This window comes from Streptomyces sp. WI03-4A, from assembly GCF_033792105.1.
Taxonomy (GTDB): Bacteria; Actinomycetota; Actinomycetes; order Streptomycetales; family Streptomycetaceae; genus Streptomyces; species Streptomyces collinus_A.
On record NZ_JARAUO010000019.1, the window covers coordinates 110,757 to 133,824 of the forward strand.

The window sequence follows — 23,068 nt, forward strand, 5'->3', positions numbered from 1 at the left end:
CAGCCGACGGGATGACACCGCACCCGTCCGGGTGTCCGCATCGCGGACGGGCCGTGTCATCACCTGGGACGAGGAGTAGGGTGCCGACATGTCTCGCAGCATCAATCTCGCAGTGATCCCCGGTGACGGCATCGGCCAGGAGGTCGTGGCCGAGGGTCTCAAGGTCCTCTCCGCCGTCCTGCCGCAGGATGTGAAGCTGGAGACCCAGGAGTACGACTTCGGCGCCAGGCGGTACCACGCCACCGGTGAGACCCTCACCGACGCCGACCTCGACGCGCTCAAGCGGCACGACGCCATCCTGCTCGGCGCCATCGGCGACCCGTCCGTGCCGTCCGGTGTGCTGGAGCGCGGCTTCCTGCTCAAGCTCCGGTTCGCCTTCGACCACCACGTCAACCTGCGTCCGTCGAAGCTGCTCCCCGGTGTCGCCACCCCGCTCGCCGGCCAGCCCGAGATCGACTTCGTCGTGGTCCGCGAGGGCACCGAGGGTCCCTACACGGGCAACGGCGGCACCATCCGCAAGGGCACCGAGCACGAGGTCGCCACCGAGGTCTCCGTCAACACGGCGTTCGGTGTGGAGCGCGTGGTCCGCGACGCCTTCGCCCGGGCCCAGGCCCGCCCGCGCAAGAAGCTCACGCTGGTCCACAAGAACAACGTGCTGACCTTCGCCGGGCACCTGTGGACCAACATCTTCAACAAGGTGGCCCAGGAGTTCCCCGAGGTCACCACCGACTACATCCACGTCGACGCGGCGACCATCTACCTGGTCACCGACCCGGCCCGGTTCGACGTGATCGTCACCGACAACCTCTTCGGCGACATCATCACCGACCTCGCCGCGGCCGTCTCCGGCGGCATCGGCGTGGCCGCCTCCGGCAACATCAACCCCGCCCGGGAGTTCCCGTCCATGTTCGAGCCGGTCCACGGCTCGGCCCCGGACATCGCCGGCCAGGGCAAGGCCGACCCCACCGCCACGGTCCTGTCCGTCGCCCTGCTGCTGCGCCACCTCGGCTACGACGGCGAGGCCGACCGCATCGACGCGGCGGTCACCGCCGACCTGACCGAGCGGGCCGGCAAGCCCGCCCGCGGCACCTCGGAGATCGGCGACGCCCTCGCCGTACGCGTAGCCGGCTGACCCGCCGAGCACGCCCAAGCCGCCGGGTCGCATCAGCGCCCGGCGGCTTTTCCTGTGCGGTCGCCGGGTGCCACCATCAACCCCGGGCCGCATTCACCCCGATTCCGTCCGCCGGGGCCCGCGCGCGATAATCGAACGCGAAGCCGCGACATGAGGGAATGCTCGGACGTCCGCACACTGGCCACCGGCCGTGCGGGCGTGCACGCGGCTCGTCACTACAACCGGTGAAGGACAACACATGACGACGCCCACGATCGAGCTCAAGCCCTCCGCCCACCCGCTCGCCGCCGCGGAGCGCGAGGCGATCCTGGCCAGCCCCGGATTCGGCCGCCACTTCACCGACCACATGGTGACGATCAAGTGGACCGAGGGCCGCGGCTGGCACGACGGCCAGCTCGTTCCGTACGCGCCGATCCCCCTCGACCCGGCCACCAACGTCCTGCACTACGCTCAGGAGATCTTCGAGGGCCTGAAGGCCTACCGCCGGCCCGACGGCTCGGTCGCCACCTTCCGCCCGGACCAGAACGCCAAGCGCTTCCAGCGTTCCGCGCGCCGCCTGGCGATGCCGGAGCTGCCGGTCGAGACGTTCATCGAGGCGTGCGACGTGCTGGTCCAGCAGGACAAGGACTGGGTGCCCGCGCACGGCGGCGAGGAGTCCCTCTACCTGCGCCCCTTCATGATCGCCACTGAGGTCGGCCTCGGCGTCAAGCCGGCCAACGAGTACCTCTTCATCGTCATCGCCTCCCCGGCCGGCGCCTACTTCCCGGGCGGCGTGCGCCCGGTGTCGATCTGGGTCTCCGAGGACCGCGTCCGCGCCGTCCCCGGCGGCATGGGCGACGCCAAGACCGGCGGCAACTACGCCGCCTCGCTGCTGGCCCAGGCCGAGGCCGCCGCCAAGGGCTGCGACCAGGTCTGCTACCTCGACGCGGTCGAGCACCAGTGGGTCGAGGAACTCGGCGGCATGAACCTGTACTTCGTCTACGGCGACCGGATCGTCACGCCCACGCTGACCGGCTCGATCCTGGAGGGCGTCACCCGTGACTCCCTGCTGGCGGTCGCCCGCGACCTCGGCTACAAGGCCGAGGAGGGCCGTGTCTCCGTCGAGCAGTGGCAGCGCGACTCCGAGAACGGCACGCTCACCGAGGTGTTCGCCTGCGGCACCGCGGCCGTGATCACCCCGGTGGGCACCGTCAAGCGGGACGGCGCCGAGTGGCAGCAGAGCGGCGGAGAGCCCGGCGAGGTCACCCTCCGCCTGCGCAGCGCCCTGCTGGACATCCAGCGCGGCAAGGCCGAGGACCCGCACGGCTGGATGCACGAGCTGGCCTGACGCCCGCCGACGGCCCTCAACGCTCGGCGCCCACGCCCAGGGCCGCCGCGGACTCCGGGTCCGCGGCGGCCCTGGGCCGTTCCGGGGTGATCGTCAGCAGCAGGTAGACCAGCCCGCCGACGGCGCCCGACAGCAGGAAGCTGCAGTCCACCCCGCCGGTCAGGCCCAGCAGCGGGCCCTCGTACGACGGCAGGGACACCGCCAGCAGGCCGACCGCCGCGCCGGCCGCCCAGGACCCGGTGGCCCGCGGGTTCCAGCCGGCCCGGTACCAGTAGATCCCGCCCCGCGAACGGCGGTTGAAGACCTGGAGGGCGTCGGCGTCGTACACACCGCGGCAGCGGACGAAGCCGATGAGGGTGATGACCGCCCACGGGGTGCCGATCGCGGTGAGCAGCAGCACGAAGGACGTCATGGCGGACTGCGCGTTCCACGCGTAGTGCCCGGCGAAGACGCAGGCCGTGGCCACCACGGCGACCGTGCAGGTGGCGCGGGCGCGGGAGGCGCGGGGCAGGATCGCGTCCAGGTCGAGACCCATCGAGTACAGCATCAGGCCCGCGTTGCCGACCGAGCCCGCGGAGGCGGACAGCAGCAGCGGCAGCAGGTACCAGGCGGGCGAGGCGGAGACCAGGGGACCGGCGTAGTCGCCGGCCGCGCGGGCCGCGTACGCCGTGAAGGTGCCGAACAGCTGCGGCACCAGCAGGCCCAGGATCAGCCCGAGCCAGGTGGCGTGCAGCACGCGGCGGCCGGAGTGGCGCGCGGGGGAGATATAGCGGGTGTAGTCGCCGAGCAGCGTGATGAAGGCGATCGGCCCGGACAGCCCCGCCGCCACCGCCGCGAGGAACCAGGTCGGCCAGAACGAGCCCAGCAGGTAGCCGCCGGCGTCCGCGAGCGGCGAGGCGCTGAAGTGCGGGGCGTAGGCGAGGACGCCGAGGGCCAGCAGGGCGGTCATGCCGACGGCCAGCACCCGGGACATGGCGAGCAGCACCCGGTAGCCGTAGACCGCGCCCGCGACCGTCGCCGCGGCGAGCAGCGCGTAGACGACGGCGTACGACAGCCCGTCCGCGCGCAGCCCGAACAGCCGGCCGAGCACGCTCACCATCACGTCACCGCCGATCCACACGGTCAGGGCGGTGTAGCCGAGGGCCAGCAGCAGGCCCACCACCGAGCCGACGAGCCGGCCGCGCACGCCGAACTGGGCACCCGAGGAGGTGGACAGGTTGGTCGCGGTGCGCAGGGAGACCAGGGCGAGCGGGGCGGTGAACACCGTGCCGGCCACGGTGCCCGCGACGACCGCGCTCACCGAGGCCCACCAGCCGAGCCCGAACGACGCCGGCAGCCAGCCGAAGATGATCACCCCGAGGCAGAGGTTGGAGCCGAGCAGGATCGAGACCAGGTCCTTCGGCCCGCTCGTCCGCTCCTCCTCCGGGATGGTGTCGACACCGCGCTGTTCGATCGGCATGGCTGGTCTCCTTCGACGGCCGCCTCATGGTTTGAGCGACGTTCAATGTGTCGTGAACAGCGGTCGCAGGTCAATGCTTCTGTTTCATGGAGAGTGCGTTTAGAGTGATGTTCTAATCTGTGGAAGGCAAGGAGGTGCCGCGTCGTGAGACTCACCCCCACGGAACGTGACCGGCTGCTGCTCTTCGGGGCGGCCGAGCTGGCCCGGGCCCGCCGGGCCCGCGGCCTCCGGCTGAACGTGCCGGAGGCGACCGCGCTGATCGCGGACACCGTCTGCGAGGCCGCGCGGGACGGCAGGCGGCTCGCGGAGGCCATCGAGGCGGCCCGGTCCGTCCTCGGTCCCGAGGACGTGCTGCCGGGGGTGGTCGACGTGGTCACCGAGGTCCACGTCGAGGCGGTCTTCGACGACGGTTCCCGGCTCGCCGTGGTCTCCGACCCCATCGGCGCCGGCCCGTGCGAGGACGGACCGGGCGCGCTGCTGCCGGGACCGCAGCACACCGAGCCCGGGCCCACCGTCCGGCTGCGGGTCACCAACACCGCGACCGTGCCGGTCTCCGTCACCTCCCACTTCCACTTCTTCGAGGCCAACCCGCGGCTGGACTTCCCGCGGGAGAGGGCCTACGGCATGCGGCTCGCCGTGCCCGCCGGGTCCTCGGTCCGGTTCGGGCCCGGCGAGAGCGCGGAGGTCGGGCTGGTGCCGATCGGCGGCGCGCGGATCGCGATCGGCTTCGCCGGCCTGGTCGACGGGCCGCTGGACGCGCCGGGGGCCCGCGAGGAGGCCCTGCGCCGGGCCGCCGCCTGCGGCTACCTCGGCATCACACCGGACGGCGGCACACCGGAAGGGGGCGAGCGATGAGCCGCTCCAAGGGACGCGAGATCAGCCGCGCCACCCAGGTCGACCCGCACGCCTACGCCGCCACGCACGGCCCCCGGGCCGGCGACCGCGTCCGGCTCGGCGACTCCGGCCTCGTCGTCCGGGTCGAGTCGGACGCCCAGAAGTACGGCGACGAGTTCCTCGCCGGCTTCGGCAAGACCGCCCGCGACGGACTGCACCTGAAGGCCGCCGCCGTCCGCGACACCTGCGACGTCGTGATCAGCAACGTCGTCGTGATCGACGCCGCGCAGGGCATCCGCAAGGTCTCGATCGGCATCCGCGAGGGCCGGATCTGCGCCGTCGGACGCGCCGGGAACCCGGACACCCTCGACGGGGTCGACGTCGTCGTGGGCACCGGCACGTCCATCGTGTCCGGCGAGGGCCTGATCGCCACCGCCGGCGCCGTCGACACCCATGTCCACCTGCTGTCGCCGCGGATCATGGAGGCCTCGCTGGCCTCCGGCGTCACCACGATCGTCGGGCAGGAGTTCGGCCCGGTGTGGGGTGTCGGCGTCAACTCGCCGTGGGCGCTGCGGCACGCCTTCAACGCCTTCGACGCCTGGCCGGTCAACATCGGTTTCCTGGGCCGGGGTTCGTCCTCGCACGACGCGCCCCTGGTCGAGGCGCTGGCCGAGGGCGGGGCCTCCGGGTTCAAGGTGCACGAGGACATGGGCGCCCACACCCGCGCCCTGGACACCGCCCTGCGGGTCGCCGAGGAGCACGACGTCCAGGTCGCCCTGCACAGCGACGGCCTCAACGAGTGCCTCTCGGTCGAGGACACCCTCCGGGTCCTGGAGGGCCGCACGATCCACGCCTTCCACATCGAGGGCTGCGGCGGCGGTCACGTGCCCAACGTGCTGAAGATGGCCGGGGTCCCGAACGTCATCGGCTCTTCCACCAACCCCACCCTGCCCTTCGGCCGGGACGCGGTCGCCGAGCACTACGGCATGATCGTCTCCGTCCACGACCTGAAGACCGACCTGCCCGGCGACGCCGCCATGGCCCGCGACCGCATCCGGGCCGGCACGATGGGCGCCGAGGACGTGCTGCACGACCTGGGCGCGATCGGCATCACCTCCTCCGACGCCCAGGGCATGGGCCGCGCCGGCGAGACGGTCCGGCGCACCTTCGCCATGGCGGGGAAGATGAAGGCCGAACTGGGCCCGATGGACGGCGACGGCGAGGGCGACGACAACGCCCGCGTCCTGCGCTACATGGCCAAGCTGACCATCAACCCGGCCATCGCCCACGGCCTCGCGCACGAGGTCGGCTCGATCGAGGTCGGCAAGCTCGCGGACATCGTGCTGTGGCGCCCGGAGTACTTCGGCGCCAAGCCGCAGCTCGTCCTCAAGTCCGGCTTCCCGGCGTACGGCGTGGTCGGCGACCCCAACGCGGCCACCGACACCTGCGAGCCGCTCGTGCTCGGTCCGCAGTTCGGCGCGCACGGCAGCACGCCCGCCGACATCTCGGTCGCCTTCGTCGCCCAGGCCGCCGTGGACCAGGGCAACGACACGATGCCCACCCGCCGCCGCCGGGTCGCCGTGCGCGGCACCCGGGGCATCGGCCCGGCCGACCTGCGCCTGAACGCCCGCGTCGGAGCGGTCGACGTGGACCAGCGCACCGGCCTGGTGACCCTCGACGGCGACCCGCTGCGCTCCGAGCCCGCCGAGTCCGTCTCCCTCAACCGCCTCTACTTCCTCTAAGGACCCGACCGATGACCACCCCCGCCGCTGACGGCTTCCGCATGCCCGCCGAGTGGGCCCCGCACGAGCGCACCTGGATGGCTTGGCCGGGCCCCAACCCCACCTTCGAGGACCCGGACGACCTCGCCCGCTCCCGTGTCGCCTGGGCCTCGGTCGCCCGCGCCGTGCTGCGTTTCGAGCCGGTGACGGTGGTCTGCGGCCCGGGCCAGTCGGCCGAGGCCGAGACCCTGCTGGGCCCCGGCGTCGACACCGTCGAACGGGACCTGGACGACGCCTGGATGCGGGACATCGGCCCCACCTTCCTCACCGACGGCCGGGGCCGGCTGGGCGCCGTGGACTGGACGTTCAACGGCTGGGGCGCCCAGCACTGGGCCCGCTGGGAGCACGACGCCAAGATCGCCTCGTTCGTCGCCGACCGCGCGGGCGCGAAGACGTACGCCTCGAAGCTGGTCAACGAGGGCGGCGCGATCCACGTCGACGGCGAGGGCACCGTGCTGCTCACCGAGACGGTGCAGCTCGGCCCCGAGCGCAACCCGCACTGGTCGAGGGAGGAGGTCGAGGCCGAGATCCACGCCCACCTCGGCACCCGGAAGGCGATCTGGCTGCCGCGCGGCCTGACCGGCGACTACCCTCCCCCCCTGCCCGAAGGGCGTGGGGAGGCCCCCAAGGGCTTCGGCACCCTCGGGCACGTCGACATCGTCGCCGCCTTCGCCCGCCCCGGGGTCGTCGTCGCCCACCACCAGCCGGACCCGGCCCACCCCGACCACGAGGTGACCCGGGAGGTCATCGGCCTGCTGAAGTCCGCGACCGACGCGCGCGGCCGCCGCCTGGAGGTGGTCGAGGTGCCCGCCCCGACCGCCCTGGAGGCCGACGGCCACTGGGCCGACTACTCCTACATCAACCACTACCTGTGCAACGGCGGGGTCGTGCTGTGCGGCTTCGACGACCCGCGCGACGAGATCGCCGCCGGGATCTTCCGCCGCCTCTTCCCGGAGCGGACCGTCACCCTGGTGGACGCCCGTACGATCTTCTCCGGTGGCGGTGGCATCCACTGCATCACCCAGCAGCAGCCGAAGGTCTGACTCGTACCGGACCCCTGACGTACAGGAGCAGCAGATGGCCGGTGCGGCCCGTCCGCGCAGGAACGCGCCGCCGCGCGAGGAGGTCCTCGTCGCAGCCATGGACATGATCGCCGAGCGCGGTCTGGAGAAGCTCACCATGGCGGCCCTCGGGCGCGAGGTCGGGATGAGCAGCGGCCATCTGCTGTACTACTTCCACTCCAAGGACGAGCTGCTGCTGCGCACCCTGGAGTGGAGCGAGGGCCGGCTGGGCGCCGAGCGCGGCCGCCTGCTCACCCGGCCGGGCACCGCCCGGGAGCGCCTGGAGGCGTACGTCGACCTGTACGTGCCCGACGGCCACCGCGACCCGCACTGGACGCTGTGGCTGGAGGTCTGGAACCGCTCGCAGAACGCCGACGACGCCGCCCGTGAGCGGCAGGCCGCCATCGAGGGCGCCTGGCACCGCGACCTGGTCGCCCTGATCGCCGAGGGCGTCTCGCGCGGCGAGTTCCGCCCGGTCGACGCCGACCGCTTCGCCGCCCGGCTGCGGGCCCTGCTGGACGGCTTCTCCATCCACGTCGCCATCGGTCTGCGCGGCACGGACCGCCCGCAGGTGATCTCCCACGTCCGGGAGTTCCTCGACCAGGCGCTCGTCGCGGTGGACGCCTGACGACCGCATCCTGAGACGGTCCGTGGACCTGGGGCGGTGCTGTGTCAGACTGCCTGCGTGCTCTCGCTCACCATGATTATGGGCAGCAGGCGCGCCGGTCCGCAGTGACCACCTCGTACGACCAGGTGCGGGTGGCCACCGTCGTCCTCGACCCGCGCGCAGACCTCTCGCACCCGCGAGGGGTTTTTTCGTTTTCCGGCCCACCCGAAGCCGGGAGCGGAGCGCGAGGGACCCCTGGGGGGACGGTTGGAGCCGGTCATTCCGGTTAGACCGAAGATTCACAATCAGGAGCCTTGAGACCATGACCGAGACGGCAACCAGCGAGCTCGACGACTCGTTCCACGTCTTCGACACCACGCTGCGCGACGGGGCGCAGCGCGAGGGCATCAACCTCACCGTCGCGGACAAGCTCGCCATCGCACGGCACCTGGACGACTTCGGCGTCGGCTTCATCGAGGGCGGCTGGCCCGGCGCCAACCCGCGGGACACCGAGTTCTTCGCCCGCGCGCAGGCCGAGATCGACTTCAAGCACGCCCGTCTTGTCGCCTTCGGCGCCACCCGTCGGGCCGGCGCGAAGGCCGCCGAGGACCCGCAGGTCAGGGCGCTCCTGGAGTCGGGCGCCCCGGTGATCACCCTGGTCGCCAAGTCCCACGACCGGCACGTGGAGCTGGCGCTGCGCACCACGCTGGACGAGAACCTGGAGATGGTCCGCGACACGGTGTCCTACCTGCGGGACCAGGGCCGCCGGGTCTTCGTCGACTGCGAGCACTTCTTCGACGGCTACCGCGCGAACCCCGAGTACGCCAAGGCCGTCGTACGCGCCGCCTCCGAGGCCGGAGCCGACGTCGTCATCCTCTGCGACACCAACGGCGGCATGCTCCCCGCCCAGGTGCACGCGGTCGTCTCCACGGTCCTCGCCGACACCGGCGCCCGGCTCGGCATCCACGCCCAGGACGACACCGGCTGCGCGGTCGCCAACACGCTCGCCGCGGTCGACGCGGGCGCGACCCAGGTGCAGTGCACGGCCAACGGCTACGGCGAGCGCGTCGGCAACGCCAACCTCTTCCCGGTCGTGGCGGCCCTGGAGCTGAAGTACGGCAAGAGGGTGCTGCCGGAGGGCCGGCTGCGCGAGATGACCCGGATCTCCCACGCCATCGCCGAGGTCGTGAACCTCACCCCCTCCACCCATCAGCCGTACGTGGGCGTCTCGGCCTTCGCGCACAAGGCGGGGCTGCACGCCTCGGCGATCAAGGTCGACCCGGACCTGTACCAGCACATCGCCCCCGAGCAGGTCGGCAACACCATGCGGATGCTGGTCTCCGACATGGCGGGCCGCGCCTCGGTCGAGCTGAAGGGCAAGGAGCTCGGCGTCGACCTCGGCGGCGACCGGGAACTGGTCGGCCGCGTGGTCGAGCGGGTCAAGGAGCGCGAGCTCGCGGGCTACAGCTACGAGGCCGCCGACGCCTCCTTCGAGCTGCTGCTGCGCGCCGAGGTCGAGGGCAGGCCGCTGAAGTACTTCGACGTCGAGTCCTGGCGGGCCATCGTCGAGGACCGGCCCGACGGCACCCACGCCAACGAGGCCACGGTCAAGCTCTGGGCCAAGAGCGAGCGGATCGTCGCCACCGCGGAGGGCAACGGCCCGGTCAACGCCCTGGACCGGGCGCTGCGCGTGGCCCTGGAGAAGATCTACCCCCAGCTCGCCAAGCTGGACCTGGTGGACTACAAGGTCCGCATCCTGGAGGGCGTGCACGGCACCTCCTCCACCACCCGGGTGCTGATCTCCACCTCCGACGGGGCCGGCGAGTGGTCCACGGTCGGCGTCGCCGAGAACGTCATCGCCGCCTCGTGGCAGGCCCTGGAGGACGCCTACACCTACGGGCTGCTGCGGGCAGGGGTCGAACCCGCCCAGTGACGGCACGCGCGCACCGCGCGCCCTGACCCGGCCGGAGCCGGGGTCAGGGCGCGCGCCAGATGTTGTCGAAGGCGGCGTTCTCGATGCGCCGCCGCTGCCGTACGCCCTCCAGCTCCGTCAGCGCGTGGTTGACCGCGGCCAGCACCGTGACGACCGCGTCGTCGCCGAGGCCCTCCTCGGCCGGCTCGCCGTCCCCGACGCCCAGGGCCGCCGCGAGGCCGGCGAGCACCGGCTCGTGGGCCTCCCACCGGCCGGTGGCGTGGCGACGCGCCTCGGTGCCCGCGGCCGCGTCGGCCTTCGGCCGGTACGGCAGCCAGTGCCGGCGCTCGCCCGTCAGCTGTCCCTGGGCGTCCAGCTCGTCGAGGTAGACCCCGGTCAGCCCCTGCCCGCGGCGCCACAGCCAGTCCTCGACCGTCTCGTACGGCTCCCGCCGGACGAGCGCGGCACCCGCCTCGTCCAGGAGCCGGTCACCCAGGGCCAGCGGCGGGCCCGGCACGATGCGCTCGTCGTCCAGGGTGAGCGCCCGGGCCCCGAGGAGGTCGATCAGCTCGGCACCCGCGAGGGCCAGCGACAGGTCGCCCTGCTCCACCGGGCGGTCGCCGGGGACGTCCGTGGCGACGATGAACAGGTCCTGCGGTGTGGTCATGTCGGCTTCCCCTCCGGGCTGGCGGCTCCCCGCACCACCAGCATGTGCGGAGGGCCGCCGATCCGCAGCACGGCGGCCCCCGCCGTGTCCCGCCCCCGCGGGGTCGGGACACGAGCGTCCTACTGGAGCTTCCACTTCTGGTTGGCCGCGCCCGTGCAGGACCAGATCTGGACCCGCGCCCCGTTCGCCGACGAGTTGTCCGTGACGTCGAGGCACTTGTTCGCCGCCGTGTTCACCACGTCACCGGTGGACGTGTCGTACGACCACTTCTGCGCCCCGCTGCCGTTGCAGTCGTACAACTGGACCTTGGCCCCGTCCGCGGTGGAGGCCGAGGTCACGTCCAGGCACTTGCCGAGGGCCCGGACGGACCCGTCGCCCGGCAGCGTCCACTGCTGCGCCGTGCTGCCGTTGCAGTCGTAGAGCTGCACCGCCGTGCCGTTCGCACCGGACGCGCCGGCCACGTCCAGGCACTTGCCCGCGAGCCCCACGAAGGCGCCGGAGCGGCCGCCGCCGCCCGACTGGGTGCCGGACCAGGTGAAGGTCGCCGAGGTCCTGCCGGGCAGCGAGTAGGTGGCGTGCTGCGCGCCCCAGTCGATCGTCACCGACTTGGCGGACGACGAGCCGTTGTACGCGATCAGCGCCTTGCTGCCGTCCGGGTTGCGCCACGCCACGTTGGGCACGGCGGCCGAGGCCGTGGAGGCGATCCGCTGGGCGCCCGGGCGGACGAACTTCGTCAGGTGGCCCATGTCGTAGTACTCGACGGTGTAGTCGACCGTCCCGCTCGCGCCGTCCCCGTGGTGCACGGTGACCAGGCCGGTGCAGGTGCCGCAGCCGCCGTTGTGCGGGCCCATGTTCTGGTCCACCGCGAGCGACCACTTGGTCACCGACTTCGCCCAGTTGCGCGTGTAGTCGATGATGTTGGACATGTCCTCGCGCTGCTGGTCGGCGATCCAGGTGCCGCCGGAGTGCTCGGTGCCGAAGGCGTCCAGCGTGGGGTACTGGTTGTGCACGCTCGTCTGCTTGCCGATGTCACCGCCGTAGCCGTGCCAGGCGATCCCGCCGAAGTTGGGGTGGTTGCGCACGGCCGGGTCGTCCACCGTCTGGGCCGCGTAGGAGTCGTAGACGTCCCAGTTCCAGTCGTGCGCCAGCACCTTGGTGGTGAGCCCCGCCGCCTGCAGCTTCGGCAGCAGCTCGCTCTTGGTGAAGTACGCCAGCCCGTTCCCGTTCCAGCTCATCGACGGGTAGCCGGAACAGCAGGTCGGCTCGTTCTGCGCGGTGACGTAGGAGACGTTCACGCCCTGGTCCCGGTACGCCTGGAGGTACTTCACGAAGTAGGAGGCGTACGCGCCGTAGTCCTCGGCCTTCAGCCAGCCGCCGTTGAGCGAGCCGCTGTCCTTCATCCAGGCCGGGGCCGTCCACGGTGAGGCCATCACCGTCAGAGCCGGGTTGAGCTGCAGCGCCTGCCTGGTCAGCGGGACGACGTCCGCGAGGTCGTGCGCGATCGAGAACTTCGCCAGCGAGGTGTCGGTCTGGCCCGCCGGCACGTCGTCGTAGGTGTATCCGTACCGCGCGAGGTCCGAGGCGCCCATGGGGTTGCGCAGGAACGACAGCCCGATCCCGTCCGACGGCGAGAACAGCTTGCGCATGGTCGCGTCCCGGGTGCTCTGGGACAGTGCCCCGCTGCTGTTCATCAGCCAGGCGGCGGTGTCCGTGAAGGACGCGCCGCCGCCGGTGAAGGTCTGGTACCGAGTGTTCTCGTCGACGGTGATGTTCTCGCCGCCGCCACCGGTGCCGGACTGGAAGGCGAACGGCGTCTGGGCCTGCAGACCGCGTACGACGTGCCGTCCGGCGGAGTCGTCGGTGGTGGTGAGCCACGCGGTGACCTGTTCGCCGGCCGCGTGCGCGGACGGTGCGCCGAGGGTCGTCAGCCCGGCGGTGGCCAGCAGGCCGGCCAGCAGCAGCCGGGTGGTGCGCAGGGGGGTTCTCATGGTGCGTCGCCCTTCTGGGGAGAGCCAACGTGCCTGATGTGTGGGGGGACTTGCTGCGCCCGGCCGTCCTGACGTGCGGTCTTGACGGTTGTGTGGGCCCCCAGTTAACTCATGTCGTGAGCTAAGTCATGAGTGAACCATGAGAGCCGAGGGAAGGTCCATGCGAAGAACCGCCCTGCTCGTCTCCGCCGCACTCCTCACCGGTCTGCTCCCCTGGGCGACCGCGCGAGCCGCCGACGACCCGCCGCCCGTCCCCGTCGACCGCTTCGAGGGCGAGGTCCCCTTCGCCTCCCAGCCCGCCGAGGGCATCTTCACCTGGGGCGGCGACTCCGACGACCCGCCGGCGCTGCGACTCGCCGCACGCTCCGACGCCCCCGAGGGCGCCAAGGTCCTCAGCGGCAGCTACGACATCAGCGGCTACGGCGGCTTCACCCACGACTTCGCCGCTGGGGAACCCGCCCACGACTGGTCGGCGCACCGGGGCATCCGCTTCTGGTGGGACGGCCAGGACAACGGCAAGAAGATCGCCTTCGAGATCAAGGACGGCGGCCACGACGGCGAGGCCTCGGAACTCTGGACCACCTCCTTCACCGACGACTTCACCGGCTGGAAACAGGTCGAGCTCCCCTTCACCGACTTCGCCTACCGCACCGACTACCAGCCCGTCGGCGGCATCGACCACGTCCTCGGCCTCGACCGGATGTGGGGTTACGCCGTCACCCTCCCGGTCGGCGTCAAGGGGCAGTTCGCCATGGACGGCGTCGAGCTGTACGGCCGCGCCGACCAGTCGCTGCGCGCCTCCGTCACGACCGACACGGCCGTCCGCACCGTCACGGAGGGCGGCACCGCCAAGGTCGGGATCACCGTGGCCACCACCGGCTCGGCGCCCCTGGACGAACCGGTGACCGTCACCTACGCCACCGGCACGGACGGCACCGCCGAGCCCGGCCGGGACTACACCCCGGTCTCCGGCACCCTCACCTTCCCGGCCGGCACGGCCTCCGGCACCACCCGGACCGTCGAGGTGCGCACCCTGAGGGACAAGACGGCCGAGCCCGCCGAGACCGTCCCGCTGGGGCTCACCGTGACCGGCGCCAAGGCGCCCGCCGAGACCCCGCAGGTCGTCATCGACGCCCACGGACTGCCCTACCTGGATTCGAAACTGCCGGTGCGCAAGCGGGTCGCGGACCTCCTGGGCCGGATGTCCCTGGCGGAGAAGGCGGGCCAGATGACCCAGGCCGAGCGCGGCGCCGTGGGCACCGGGGCCGACGTCGCCACGTACGCCCTCGGCTCGCTGCTGTCCGGCGGCGGCTCGACCCCCACGCCCAACACCCCGGCGGCCTGGGCGAAGATGATCGACGGCTTCCAGCTGCGCGCCCGGGCGACCCGCTTCCAGATCCCGCTGATCTACGGCGTCGACGCGGTGCACGGCCACAACAACCTGGTCGGCGCCACGGTCATGCCGCACAACATCGGCATCGGCGCCACCCGCGACCCCGCCCTCGCCGAACGGACGGGCGCGGTGACCGCCGCCGAGGTACGGGCCACCGGCGTCCCCTGGGACTTCGCGCCCTGCCTGTGCGTGAGCCGCGACGAGCGCTGGGGCCGCTCCTACGAGTCCTTCGGCGAGGACCCGGCGCTGGTCCAGTCGATGGAGACCGTCGTCCAGGGCCTCCAGGGCCGCGCGAACGGCGCCGACCTGCGCCGGAACGACAAGGTCCTCGCCACCGCCAAGCACTTCGTCGGCGACGGCGGCACGGAGTACGGCTCCTCGACCACGGGCACGTACAAGATCGACCAGGGCGTCACGAAGGTCACCCGGCAGGAGCTGGAGGCCGTGCACCTCGCGCCGTTCCGCACGGCCGTCGACCGGGGTGTCGGCACCGTCATGCCGTCGTACTCCTCGCTCGACGTGCTCGGCGACGGGCAGGGCCCCGTCAAGATGCACGCCCGGACCGACATGATCAACGGCGTCCTCAAGGGCCGCATGGGCTTCGACGGCTTCGTCATCAGCGACTGGAACGCCATCGACCAGCTCCCCGGCGACTACCCGGCCCACGTCCGCACCGCGGTCGACGCGGGCGTCGACATGATGATGGTGCCCTACGGCTACAAGGATTTCAGCTCGACGCTGGCCGACGAGGTGAAGGCGGGCCGGGTCACCGAGCGGCGGATCGACGACGCCGTCTCCCGGATCCTCACCCAGAAGTTCCGGCTCGGCCTGTTCGAGCACCCCTACGCCGACACCGCCGGCGCCGCCGCCATCGGCTCCCCGGCCCACCGGGCCGTGGCCCGCGCCGCCGCCGCCGAGTCACAGGTGCTGCTGAAGAACAGCGGGGGACTGCTGCCCCTGAAGAAGAGCCAGAAGGTGTACGTCGCCGGCTCGAACGCCGACGACATCGGCAACCAGAGCGGCGGCTGGACCGTCACCTGGCAGGGCTCCTCCGGGAACATCACCCCGGGCACCACCATCCTCCAGGGCATGCGCGGCGCGGGCGGGAACGTCACCTACTCCAAGGACGCCTCCGCCCCGACCGCCGGTTACGACGTCGGCGTGGTCGTCGTCGGCGAGACCCCCTACGCGGAAGGGGTCGGCGACGTCGGCAACGGCCACGACCTGACACTGTCCGCCGCCGACCAGGCGGCCGTGGACAAGGTCTGCGCGGCCATGAAGTGCGCGGTCCTGCTCGTCTCCGGGCGCCCGCAGCTCATCGGCGACCGGCTCGGCCGGATCGACGCGCTGGTGGCCTCCTGGCTGCCCGGGACCGAGGGCGGAGGCGTCGCCGACGTCCTGTACGGCAGCCGCCCCTTCACCGGACAGCTCCCGGTCACCTGGCCCAGGTCCGCCGCCCAGCTCCCGATCAACGTGGGCGACTCCGCCTACGACCCGCAGTTCCCCTACGGCTGGGGCCTGACCACCCGCACCCGCGTCCCGCACGGCGGCGAGGCCGCCCTGCGCGCCCTCGCCAAGGCGGCGAGCGCGGCCGAACGGGCCGGCGCCGACCGCACCGGGCGCGAGCTGGTCACCGAGGCACGGCTGCTCGTCCAGGGGAAGGTGGGCGAGCGGATCGACGCGGCGGTGTCCGGCCCCTTCGCCGACGCCGACCACCTGCTGCTGAGCGGCCACTACGGGAAGGCGGTGCGGAAGCTGACTCAGGCGTACCGGGCCGCGTAGCCGCCGTGCCCTCCTCCCCGAGGGCAGGGCACATCACACCGGTATCGGGAGGCTTCGGGTAGCGTCGAAGGATGAAGGCCGTCCTGCGGACCCGAAGCCTCCCGGCACTGCTGCTGGCCGCCCTGCTGCTCCTGCTCGTGACCGCGCCGGCGCCGGGGGCGACGGCGGCCGAGGGGGTGCGGGCGGCCACCGGCGTGTCCACGATCGCCGAGTCCCTGCGCAGGGGCCCGGTCTACGTCGACCCGGCCGCCTCCGGCCAGTTGACCGCCGCCGGCGCCGGCACGCTCGCCCGCGAGATCAAGGACGCGAACAAGCCCCTGTTCATCGCGGTGCTGCCCGCCGGATACCCGACGCGGAACCTCTTCTCCGCCCTGCGCACGGCCACCGGCGTCACCGGCCTGTACGCCATCCGCCTCGGCGACCGGTTCGACGCCCGCGCCGACTCCTCGGTCCTGCCGCGCACCGCGGTGCGCAACCTCGTCGCCAGTGTCCAGGGTGAGGACACCAGGACCCAGCTGTCCGACTTCACCCACCGCGCCCTGGCCCACATGGGCGGCCACGCGCCCGCTTCCTGGGGCTCGTCCGGTCCGGGCGGGGGAGGAGTCTCCGGCACGGCGCTGATCACCACGGCCGCGGTCCTGGTGGCCGGGGGCGCGGGCGCCTACGCCCTGGTCCGCCGCAACCGCCGCCGCCGGGACGAGGAACAGCGGGCCGCCCTCGACCGGCTGCGGGTGGTCGTCGACGAGGACATCACCGCCTTCGGCGAGGAACTGGACCGGCTGGACTTCCACCCGGCCGAGGCGGGCGCCGACGACGCCATGCGCGCGGACTACGAACGGGCGCTGGACGCCTACGAACAGGCCAAGCAGCGTATGGCCGAGGCCCGCAGGCCGGAGGACGTCCGCACGGTCACCGAGGCGCTGGAGGACGGCCGCTTCTCGCTCGCCCTGCTGGCCGCCCGCCGCGAGGGCCGCCCCCTCCCGGAGCGCCGGCCGCCCTGCTTCTTCGACCCCCGCCACGGGCCGTCCGTCACCGACGCCGCTTGGACCCCGTCCGGCGGTGCCCCGCGCGAGGTCCCGGTCTGCGCGGCCGACGCCACCCGGCTGGCCGACGGCCGCGACCCGGTGATCCGCGAGGTGGACACCGACCTCGGCCGCCGCCCCTACTGGGACGCGGGCCCGGCCTACGGCCCCTGGGCCGGCGGCTACTTCGGCGGCGGCATCCTGCCCGGGCTGCTCGTCGGCACCCTGCTCGGCAGCATGATGGCGACCCCGTCCTACGCGGCCGACTACGGCTCCGGATACGGCGCATCGGGCGGCGGCGACTTCGGCGGCTACCAGGGCGGCGACGTCTCGGGCGCGGACTTCGACCCCGGCGACTTCGGCGGCGGCTTCGGCGACGGCGGCGGCTTCGACGGCGGCGGTGGCGGGGGAGGCGACTTCGGCGGAGGCTTCTGAACCGGGGCCCAGTGCCCTTTCCCGCGGACCGGCTTCGAGGACGACACGCGAGCGCCCGCCCTCCCCCGTGACGGGGTCCGGAGGGCGGGCGCGCTCGTGGTGCGGGACAGGCGCGGGCGGCGGGGCCGCCCGAGGTCACGCGCTCTTGATCGCCGAGATGTCGAAGATCAGCTTGATCTTGTCGGAGATCAGGACGCCGCCGGTCTCCAGCGCCGCGTTCCAGGTCAGGCCCCACTCGGAGCGCAGGATCTCGGCCTTGCCCTCGAAGCCGACGCGCTCGTTGCCGAACGGGTCCTTCGCCGCGCCGTTGAACTCCAGGTCGATGGTGAGGGGCTTGGTGACACCGAGGAGGGAGAGATCGCCGGTGATGCGGTAGTCGTCGCCGCCCAGGGCCTCCGCCTTGGTGGAGCGGAAGGTCATCGCCGGGAACTCGTCGGTCTTGAAGAAGTCGGCGGACTTCAGGTGGCCGTCACGGTCGGCGTTGCCGGTCTCGATGCTCTCCATCGTGACGTCGATGGTCGCGGTGGACTGCTCGGGCTTCTCGCCGTCCAGGCGCAGGGTGCCGGTGAACTCCTGGAAGCCGCCCTTGACGTTGGTGACCATCGCGTGACGGGCCACGAAGCCGATCGTGCTGTGCGCCGGGTCGATCGTGTACTCGCCGGTCAGCGCGGCCAGGTCGGGGTTGACGGCGGCCGGGGCCGAGGCGGTGGGGGTGCTTTCCTTGCGGCCGAAGATGCCCATGACGTTCTCCTTGGGGGGACGGGACGCGGCCGGCTGTGACCGGTCGCGGCGTTTCTGTTTAACGTTCAACGAACTTAACGACTCCGACGGTAGACCTATTCCGTTGAGTTTTCAACATCATCCGGAACGTGTTTTCGCGATCACGATGAGTCACGCCGTCCGCCCTCTGGCGGACGCGCGTAGAACTCGGGCACCATCAGCGGTGCGCAACCTGCACAGCCGACCCACAGGAAGCACGGCCATCCGCAGGAAGGGTTCCCATGAAGGCCACCGAGTTCTTGAAGGTCCGCTCCGTCCTGACCGCACTCGCCCTGGTCGTCGCACCCGGCGTCGCCGTCGTCGGCACCGCCACCGACGCCTTCGCCGTCACCAAGATCAGCCAGGCCACCGCCGAGTCGATGTTCCGGCAGGTCGGCATCACCTGGTCGTCCTCCGGCGGCTGCACCGACCGGAACAACTCCACCTGCACGTCCTTCGACCAGCTCAACCTCGCCACCGCCCAGGGCGCCCAGACCCTCAAGCGGGCCAGCGGCTGCGCCCTGAACATCACCGGCGGCACCGAGACCGGCCACGCCTCCGGCACCTACTCCCACTGGAACGGCTACAAGCTCGACTACGGCAAGAACACCTGCGTCACCTCGTACATCAAGAACAGCTTCACCTACATCGGCCTGCGCGGCGACGGCGCGCCGCAGTACCGGTCGGGCTCGGGCAACATCTACGCCGACGAGGGCAACCACTGGGACGTCCTTTACTACAACTGCGGCGGCTGCTGAGCCGGGGAGGGCGGTGGCCGGCGCCATGACCACGTCCGGACCGACACGGCGCGCGCTCCTGCTGGCCGCCGCCCTCTCCGCCACGGCGGCCCCCCGGGCCACCGCGACCCCCGCCGCCGACCCCTACGACACCCTGCGCCGCCGCTGGCTCGACATCGCCCTAGGCACCGGGTACGACCCGGCCGCCGAGCCCTACGCCTCCCGGCTCGCCCGGCTCGGCGCGCTGGCACGGGACTTCCGGGCCACCATGGCCCCCGCCCCCGACTCCCTCTGGCCCGGCCACCCCTTCGACCCGCCCACCGGCATCACCTTCGGCTACGGCCGCCTGTGGACCATGGCGCAGGCCTACCTCCAACCCGGCACCGGGTGCACCGGCGACGACACCCTGCTCACCGACGTCCTGCGCGGCCTCGACCACCTGTCCGCCACCGTCTACAACCCGGCCACCACCCGCTACGGCAACTGGTGGGAGTGGCAGATCGGCAGCCCCCGGCTCCTGATGGACCTCACGGCCGCGCTGTACGACCACCTCGGGCCGGACAGGATCGCGGCGGCCTGCGCGGCGGTCGACCACTTCGTCCCGGACTCGGCGCTCACCGACTACTCGGGCACCTCCACCGGAGCCAACCGGGTCGACCTGTGCCGCTCCGTCGCCCTGCGCGGCGTCATCGGCCGCGCCGGCGACCGCCTCGCGCTCGCCCGGGACGCCCTCTCCCCGGTCTTCCCGTACGTCACCCGCGGCGACGGCCTCCACGCCGACGGCTCCTTCGTCCAGCACACCTGGGTCGCCTACTCGGGAACCTACGGCCAGGTCCTGCTCGACGGCCTCGGGCGGCTGTTCGCGCTGCTCGCCGGGTCGGCGTGGGAGATCACCGACCCGGCCCGGCAGAACGTCCTCGACAGCGTCGAGCACGCCTACGCCCCGCTGATCCACGACGGGCTGGTCATGGACTGCGTCAACGGCCGGGCCATCAGCCGCGGATGCCAGCAGGGCGACGACCCGCACCTCATGCGCAGCGACCACTACCACGGCCAGGCCCTGATCGCGGCCGTCGCCCTGCTGGCGGACGGCGCCCGGCAGGAGGAGCGCGCACGCTGGTACGGCCGGATCAAGGGATGGATCGAACGGGACACCGTGACGCCGGTCCTGACGGCCGACCAGTTCGGCGTGGCCGACCTCGCCCGGCTGCACGCGGTGGCCCGGTCGGCCGTGCCCGCGCTTGCCGAGCCCGTCGGCCACCGCCTCTTCCCGGACATGGACCGGGCCGTGCACCGCCGCCCGCGCTTCACCGCCGCGCTCGCCATGGCCAGCGCCCGCATCGCGCACTACGAGTGCGGCAACGGCGAGAACCCGCGCGGCTGGCACACCGGCTCCGGCATGCTCAGCTGGTGGCCGGCGGCCCGCGGCGACCAGTACACCGACTGGTACTGGCCGACCGTGGACTGGTACCGCCTGCCCGGCACCACGGTCTCCACCCGACGCCTCGCCGACCGGGCCGGCGGTGAGTGGGGCGCCGCCCGGCCGGACACGACCTGGGTCGGCGGCACCACCGACGGCACGTACGCGGCCGTGGGCCAGCACCTGAAGGGCGTGGAGTCCACCCTCCAGGCCCGCAAGTCCTGGTTCTTCCTCGACGACGCCGTCGTCTGCCTCGGCGCCGGGATCACCTGCGCCGACGGCGTCCCCGTCGAGACGGTCGTCGACAACCGCAACCTCGGCGAGGGCGGGACCCGGGCGCTGACCCGCGGACCCGGCTGGGCCCACCTGGAGGACCACGGCGGCTGGCTCCTGCCGTGCGGCGGCGAACTGCGCACCCGGTGCGAGGACCGCACCGGCTCCTGGTCCGACATCAACGCCTCCGGCACGGCCGAACGGCGCACCCGCCGCTGGGCGACCCTCTGGCTCGACCACGGCACCGACCCGGCCGGTGCGGACTACGTCTACGCCGTGCTGCCCGGGGCCCCGCGCCACGAGGTCGAGGCCCGCGCCGCCGACCGCCACTGGCTGCGCGTCCTCGCCAACGACGCCCACTGCCAGGCCGTCGCCGTGCCCGGCCTGGGCCTGACGGCGGCCACCTTCTGGACAGCCGGTACGGTGGGGGAGCTGACCGCCTCGGCGGGCGCGAGCGTGCTCGTCAGACGCCGGGGCCGGACCGCTACCCTCTGCGTGAGCGAGCCGCCCCGAACGGGCGGACCGCTGGAGATCGTCTGGGACCGTCCCGTGCGCTCGGTCCTGCGGGCCGGCGAGGGCGTGGAAATCCTCTCGGTATTGGGCCGTCTGAGGCTCCGTGTCACTCCGGGGATGGCATGTGCCACCCACGAATGTGTGGTGGCTCTCCGGTGACGCGTTTGTGGCTTCCCTACAACGCCGGTGCCCCCTGAGCAGTCGGAACGGCTGCATGTCGCCCGGGTTCTGTTCGGTGGTACCAGGAAAACGGCCCGGAGACTGTACGGAGTCGACGGCTCGCAATCCTTGGTGTCCTTCGTATGGTCGCTACATGACCGTTTTGGAAGAGACGACGGGTGAGCCGACGGGCGAGCCGACGGACGCGCGCGGACGGGTCGCCGAGCTGCACGAGATCCGTGCGCAGGCCCTTGCGGGCCCCAGCGAGAAGGCGACCGAGGCGCAGCACGCCAAGGGCAAGCTGACGGCACGGGAGCGCATCGAGCTGCTCCTGGACCCGGGATCCTTCCAGGAGGTCGAGCAGCTCCGCCGGCACCGGGCGACCGGGTTCGGCCTGGAGGCGAAGAAGCCCTACACCGACGGTGTGATCACCGGCTGGGGCACGGTCGAGGGCCGCACGGTCTTCGTGTACGCGCACGACTTCCGGATCTTCGGTGGCGCGCTGGGCGAGGCCCACGCGACCAAGATCCACAAGATCATGGACATGGCCATCGCGGCCGGTGCCCCGCTGGTCTCCCTGAACGACGGCGCGGGCGCCCGCATCCAGGAGGGCGTCTCGGCGCTCGCCGGCTACGGCGGCATCTTCCAGCGCAACACGAAGGCCTCCGGGGTCATCCCGCAGATCTCGGTGATGCTCGGCCCCTGCGCCGGCGGCGCGGCCTACAGCCCCGCTCTCACCGACTTCGTCTTCATGGTCCGCGAGACCTCGCAGATGTTCATCACCGGCCCGGACGTCGTCAAGGCGGTCACCGGCGAGGAGATCACCCAGAACGGCCTGGGCGGCGCCGACGTCCACGCCGAGACCTCCGGCGTCTGCCACTTCGCGTACGACGACGAGGAGACCTGCATCGCCGAGGTGCGCTACCTCCTCTCGCTGCTGCCGCAGAACAACCGCGAGAACCCGCCGCGGGTGGACTCCTCCGACCCGGTGGACCGCCGCAGCGACGTCCTGCTCGACCTGGTCCCGGCGGACGGCAACCGGCCGTACGACATGGCCAAGGTCATCGAGGAGATCGTCGACGACGGCGAGTACCTGGAGGTCCACGAGCGCTGGGCGCGGAACATCATCTGCGCGCTGGGCCGACTGGACGGCCAGGTCGTCGGCATCATCGCCAACCAGCCCCAGGTGCTGGCCGGCGTGCTGGACATCGAGGCGAGCGAAAAAGCTGCGCGCTTTGTCCAGATGTGTGACGCTTTCAATGTCCCGATCATCACCTTCCTGGACGTGCCCGGGTTCCTCCCCGGCGTCGACCAGGAACACGGCGGAATCATCCGTCACGGCGCGAAGCTCCTCTACGCCTACTGCAACGCGACCGTGCCGAGGATCTCGCTGATCCTGCGCAAGGCGTACGGAGGTGCCTACATCGTCATGGACTCCCAGTCGATCGGGGCCGACCTCACCTACGCCTGGCCCACCAACGAGATCGCCGTGATGGGCGCCGAGGGCGCGGCCAACGTCATCTTCCGCCGTCAGATCGCCGAGGCCGAGGACCCCGAGGCGATGCGGCAGAAGATGGTCAAGGAGTACAAGGCCGAGCTGATGCACCCCTACTACGCGGCCGAGCGCGGCCTCGTGGACGACGTCATCGACCCCGCCGAGACCCGCGAGGTCCTGGTCAAGTCGCTGGCGATGCTCCAGTCCAAGCACGCCGACCTGCCCTCCCGCAAGCACGGCAACCCCCCGCAGTAACCGAGTGGACCCGCCGCGGCCACCCCGCGGACCTCTCTCTCACGGAGACTGACATCC

Annotated in this window: 16 protein-coding genes; 12 read left to right on the plus strand and 4 right to left on the minus strand. The window is 72.2% G+C overall.

Annotation, left to right across the window (positions count from 1 at the left end):
- Positions 1-88: 88 nt before the first annotated feature.
- On the plus strand, positions 89-1,132 hold the full coding sequence (locus tag PV343_RS20575; protein WP_319148429.1) for a 3-isopropylmalate dehydrogenase: 1,044 nt from the start codon (positions 89-91) through the stop codon (positions 1,130-1,132).
- Between the two features lie 238 nt (positions 1,133-1,370).
- A complete protein-coding gene (locus PV343_RS20580; protein ID WP_319148430.1) occupies positions 1,371-2,459 on the plus strand; it encodes a branched-chain amino acid aminotransferase in 1,089 nt (362 codons plus the stop codon).
- Between the two features lie 16 nt (positions 2,460-2,475).
- Here the strand turns inward: PV343_RS20580 and PV343_RS20585 are convergent, their stop codons facing one another.
- On the minus strand, positions 2,476-3,918 hold the full coding sequence (locus PV343_RS20585) for a cytosine permease (protein ID WP_319148431.1): 1,443 nt from the start codon (positions 3,916-3,918) through the stop codon (positions 2,476-2,478).
- A gap of 144 nt (positions 3,919-4,062) precedes the next feature.
- Between PV343_RS20585 and ureA the strand changes: the two genes are divergently transcribed.
- The 5 genes from ureA (at position 4,063) to cimA (ending at position 10,134) form a co-directional block, all read left to right on the plus strand.
- Positions 4,063-4,773, plus strand: a complete 711-nt coding sequence (gene ureA / locus PV343_RS20590) for an urease subunit gamma (protein WP_319148432.1) — start codon at positions 4,063-4,065, stop codon at positions 4,771-4,773.
- A complete protein-coding gene (locus tag PV343_RS20595) occupies positions 4,770-6,494 on the plus strand; it encodes an urease subunit alpha (RefSeq protein ID WP_319148433.1) in 1,725 nt (574 codons plus the stop codon). Before ureA ends, PV343_RS20595 begins: the two co-directional genes overlap by 4 nt.
- Positions 6,495-6,505: 11 nt before the next feature.
- Complete coding sequence (locus PV343_RS20600) at positions 6,506-7,576, plus strand: agmatine/peptidylarginine deiminase (RefSeq protein ID WP_319148434.1); 1,071 nt, start codon at positions 6,506-6,508, stop codon at positions 7,574-7,576.
- A gap of 34 nt (positions 7,577-7,610) precedes the next feature.
- Positions 7,611-8,222, plus strand: a complete 612-nt coding sequence (locus PV343_RS20605; protein WP_133923606.1) for a TetR/AcrR family transcriptional regulator — start codon at positions 7,611-7,613, stop codon at positions 8,220-8,222.
- A gap of 301 nt (positions 8,223-8,523) precedes the next feature.
- The gene (gene cimA / locus PV343_RS20610; protein ID WP_319148435.1) at positions 8,524-10,134 is read left to right on the plus strand and encodes a citramalate synthase; all 1,611 of its coding nucleotides are present in this window, start codon (positions 8,524-8,526) and stop codon (positions 10,132-10,134) included.
- A gap of 43 nt (positions 10,135-10,177) precedes the next feature.
- On the opposite strand, the gene PV343_RS20615 is transcribed toward cimA, so the two are convergent.
- Positions 10,178-10,780, minus strand: coding sequence for a GOLPH3/VPS74 family protein (locus tag PV343_RS20615; protein ID WP_319148436.1), 603 nt, complete (start codon positions 10,778-10,780; stop codon positions 10,178-10,180).
- A gap of 119 nt (positions 10,781-10,899) precedes the next feature.
- Complete coding sequence (locus PV343_RS20620; protein ID WP_319148437.1) at positions 10,900-12,768, minus strand: ricin-type beta-trefoil lectin domain protein; 1,869 nt, start codon at positions 12,766-12,768, stop codon at positions 10,900-10,902.
- 160 nt (positions 12,769-12,928) lie between these two features.
- Here PV343_RS20620 and PV343_RS20625 point away from each other — a divergent pair, with 160 nt between their 5' ends.
- Both PV343_RS20625 and PV343_RS20630 read left to right on the plus strand, forming a co-directional pair.
- Positions 12,929-15,943, plus strand: a complete 3,015-nt coding sequence (locus PV343_RS20625; RefSeq protein ID WP_319148438.1) for a glycoside hydrolase family 3 protein — start codon at positions 12,929-12,931, stop codon at positions 15,941-15,943.
- Between the two features lie 71 nt (positions 15,944-16,014).
- On the plus strand, positions 16,015-17,400 hold the full coding sequence (locus tag PV343_RS20630) for a hypothetical protein (protein WP_319148439.1): 1,386 nt from the start codon (positions 16,015-16,017) through the stop codon (positions 17,398-17,400).
- A gap of 135 nt (positions 17,401-17,535) precedes the next feature.
- Here the strand turns inward: PV343_RS20630 and PV343_RS20635 are convergent, their stop codons facing one another.
- Positions 17,536-18,141, minus strand: coding sequence for a YceI family protein (locus PV343_RS20635; protein WP_319148440.1), 606 nt, complete (start codon positions 18,139-18,141; stop codon positions 17,536-17,538).
- 260 nt (positions 18,142-18,401) lie between these two features.
- Here PV343_RS20635 and PV343_RS20640 point away from each other — a divergent pair, with 260 nt between their 5' ends.
- The 3 genes from PV343_RS20640 (at position 18,402) to PV343_RS20650 (ending at position 23,011) form a co-directional block, all read left to right on the plus strand.
- Positions 18,402-18,917 (plus strand): hypothetical protein, encoded by a 516-nt coding sequence (locus PV343_RS20640; protein ID WP_319148441.1) that lies wholly within the window; start codon positions 18,402-18,404, stop codon positions 18,915-18,917.
- Between the two features lie 25 nt (positions 18,918-18,942).
- The gene (locus PV343_RS20645; protein ID WP_319148442.1) at positions 18,943-21,261 is read left to right on the plus strand and encodes a polysaccharide lyase 8 family protein; all 2,319 of its coding nucleotides are present in this window, start codon (positions 18,943-18,945) and stop codon (positions 21,259-21,261) included.
- 154 nt (positions 21,262-21,415) lie between these two features.
- The gene (locus tag PV343_RS20650; protein WP_133923598.1) at positions 21,416-23,011 is read left to right on the plus strand and encodes an acyl-CoA carboxylase subunit beta; all 1,596 of its coding nucleotides are present in this window, start codon (positions 21,416-21,418) and stop codon (positions 23,009-23,011) included.
- The last annotated feature ends 57 nt before the right edge of the window (positions 23,012-23,068 follow it).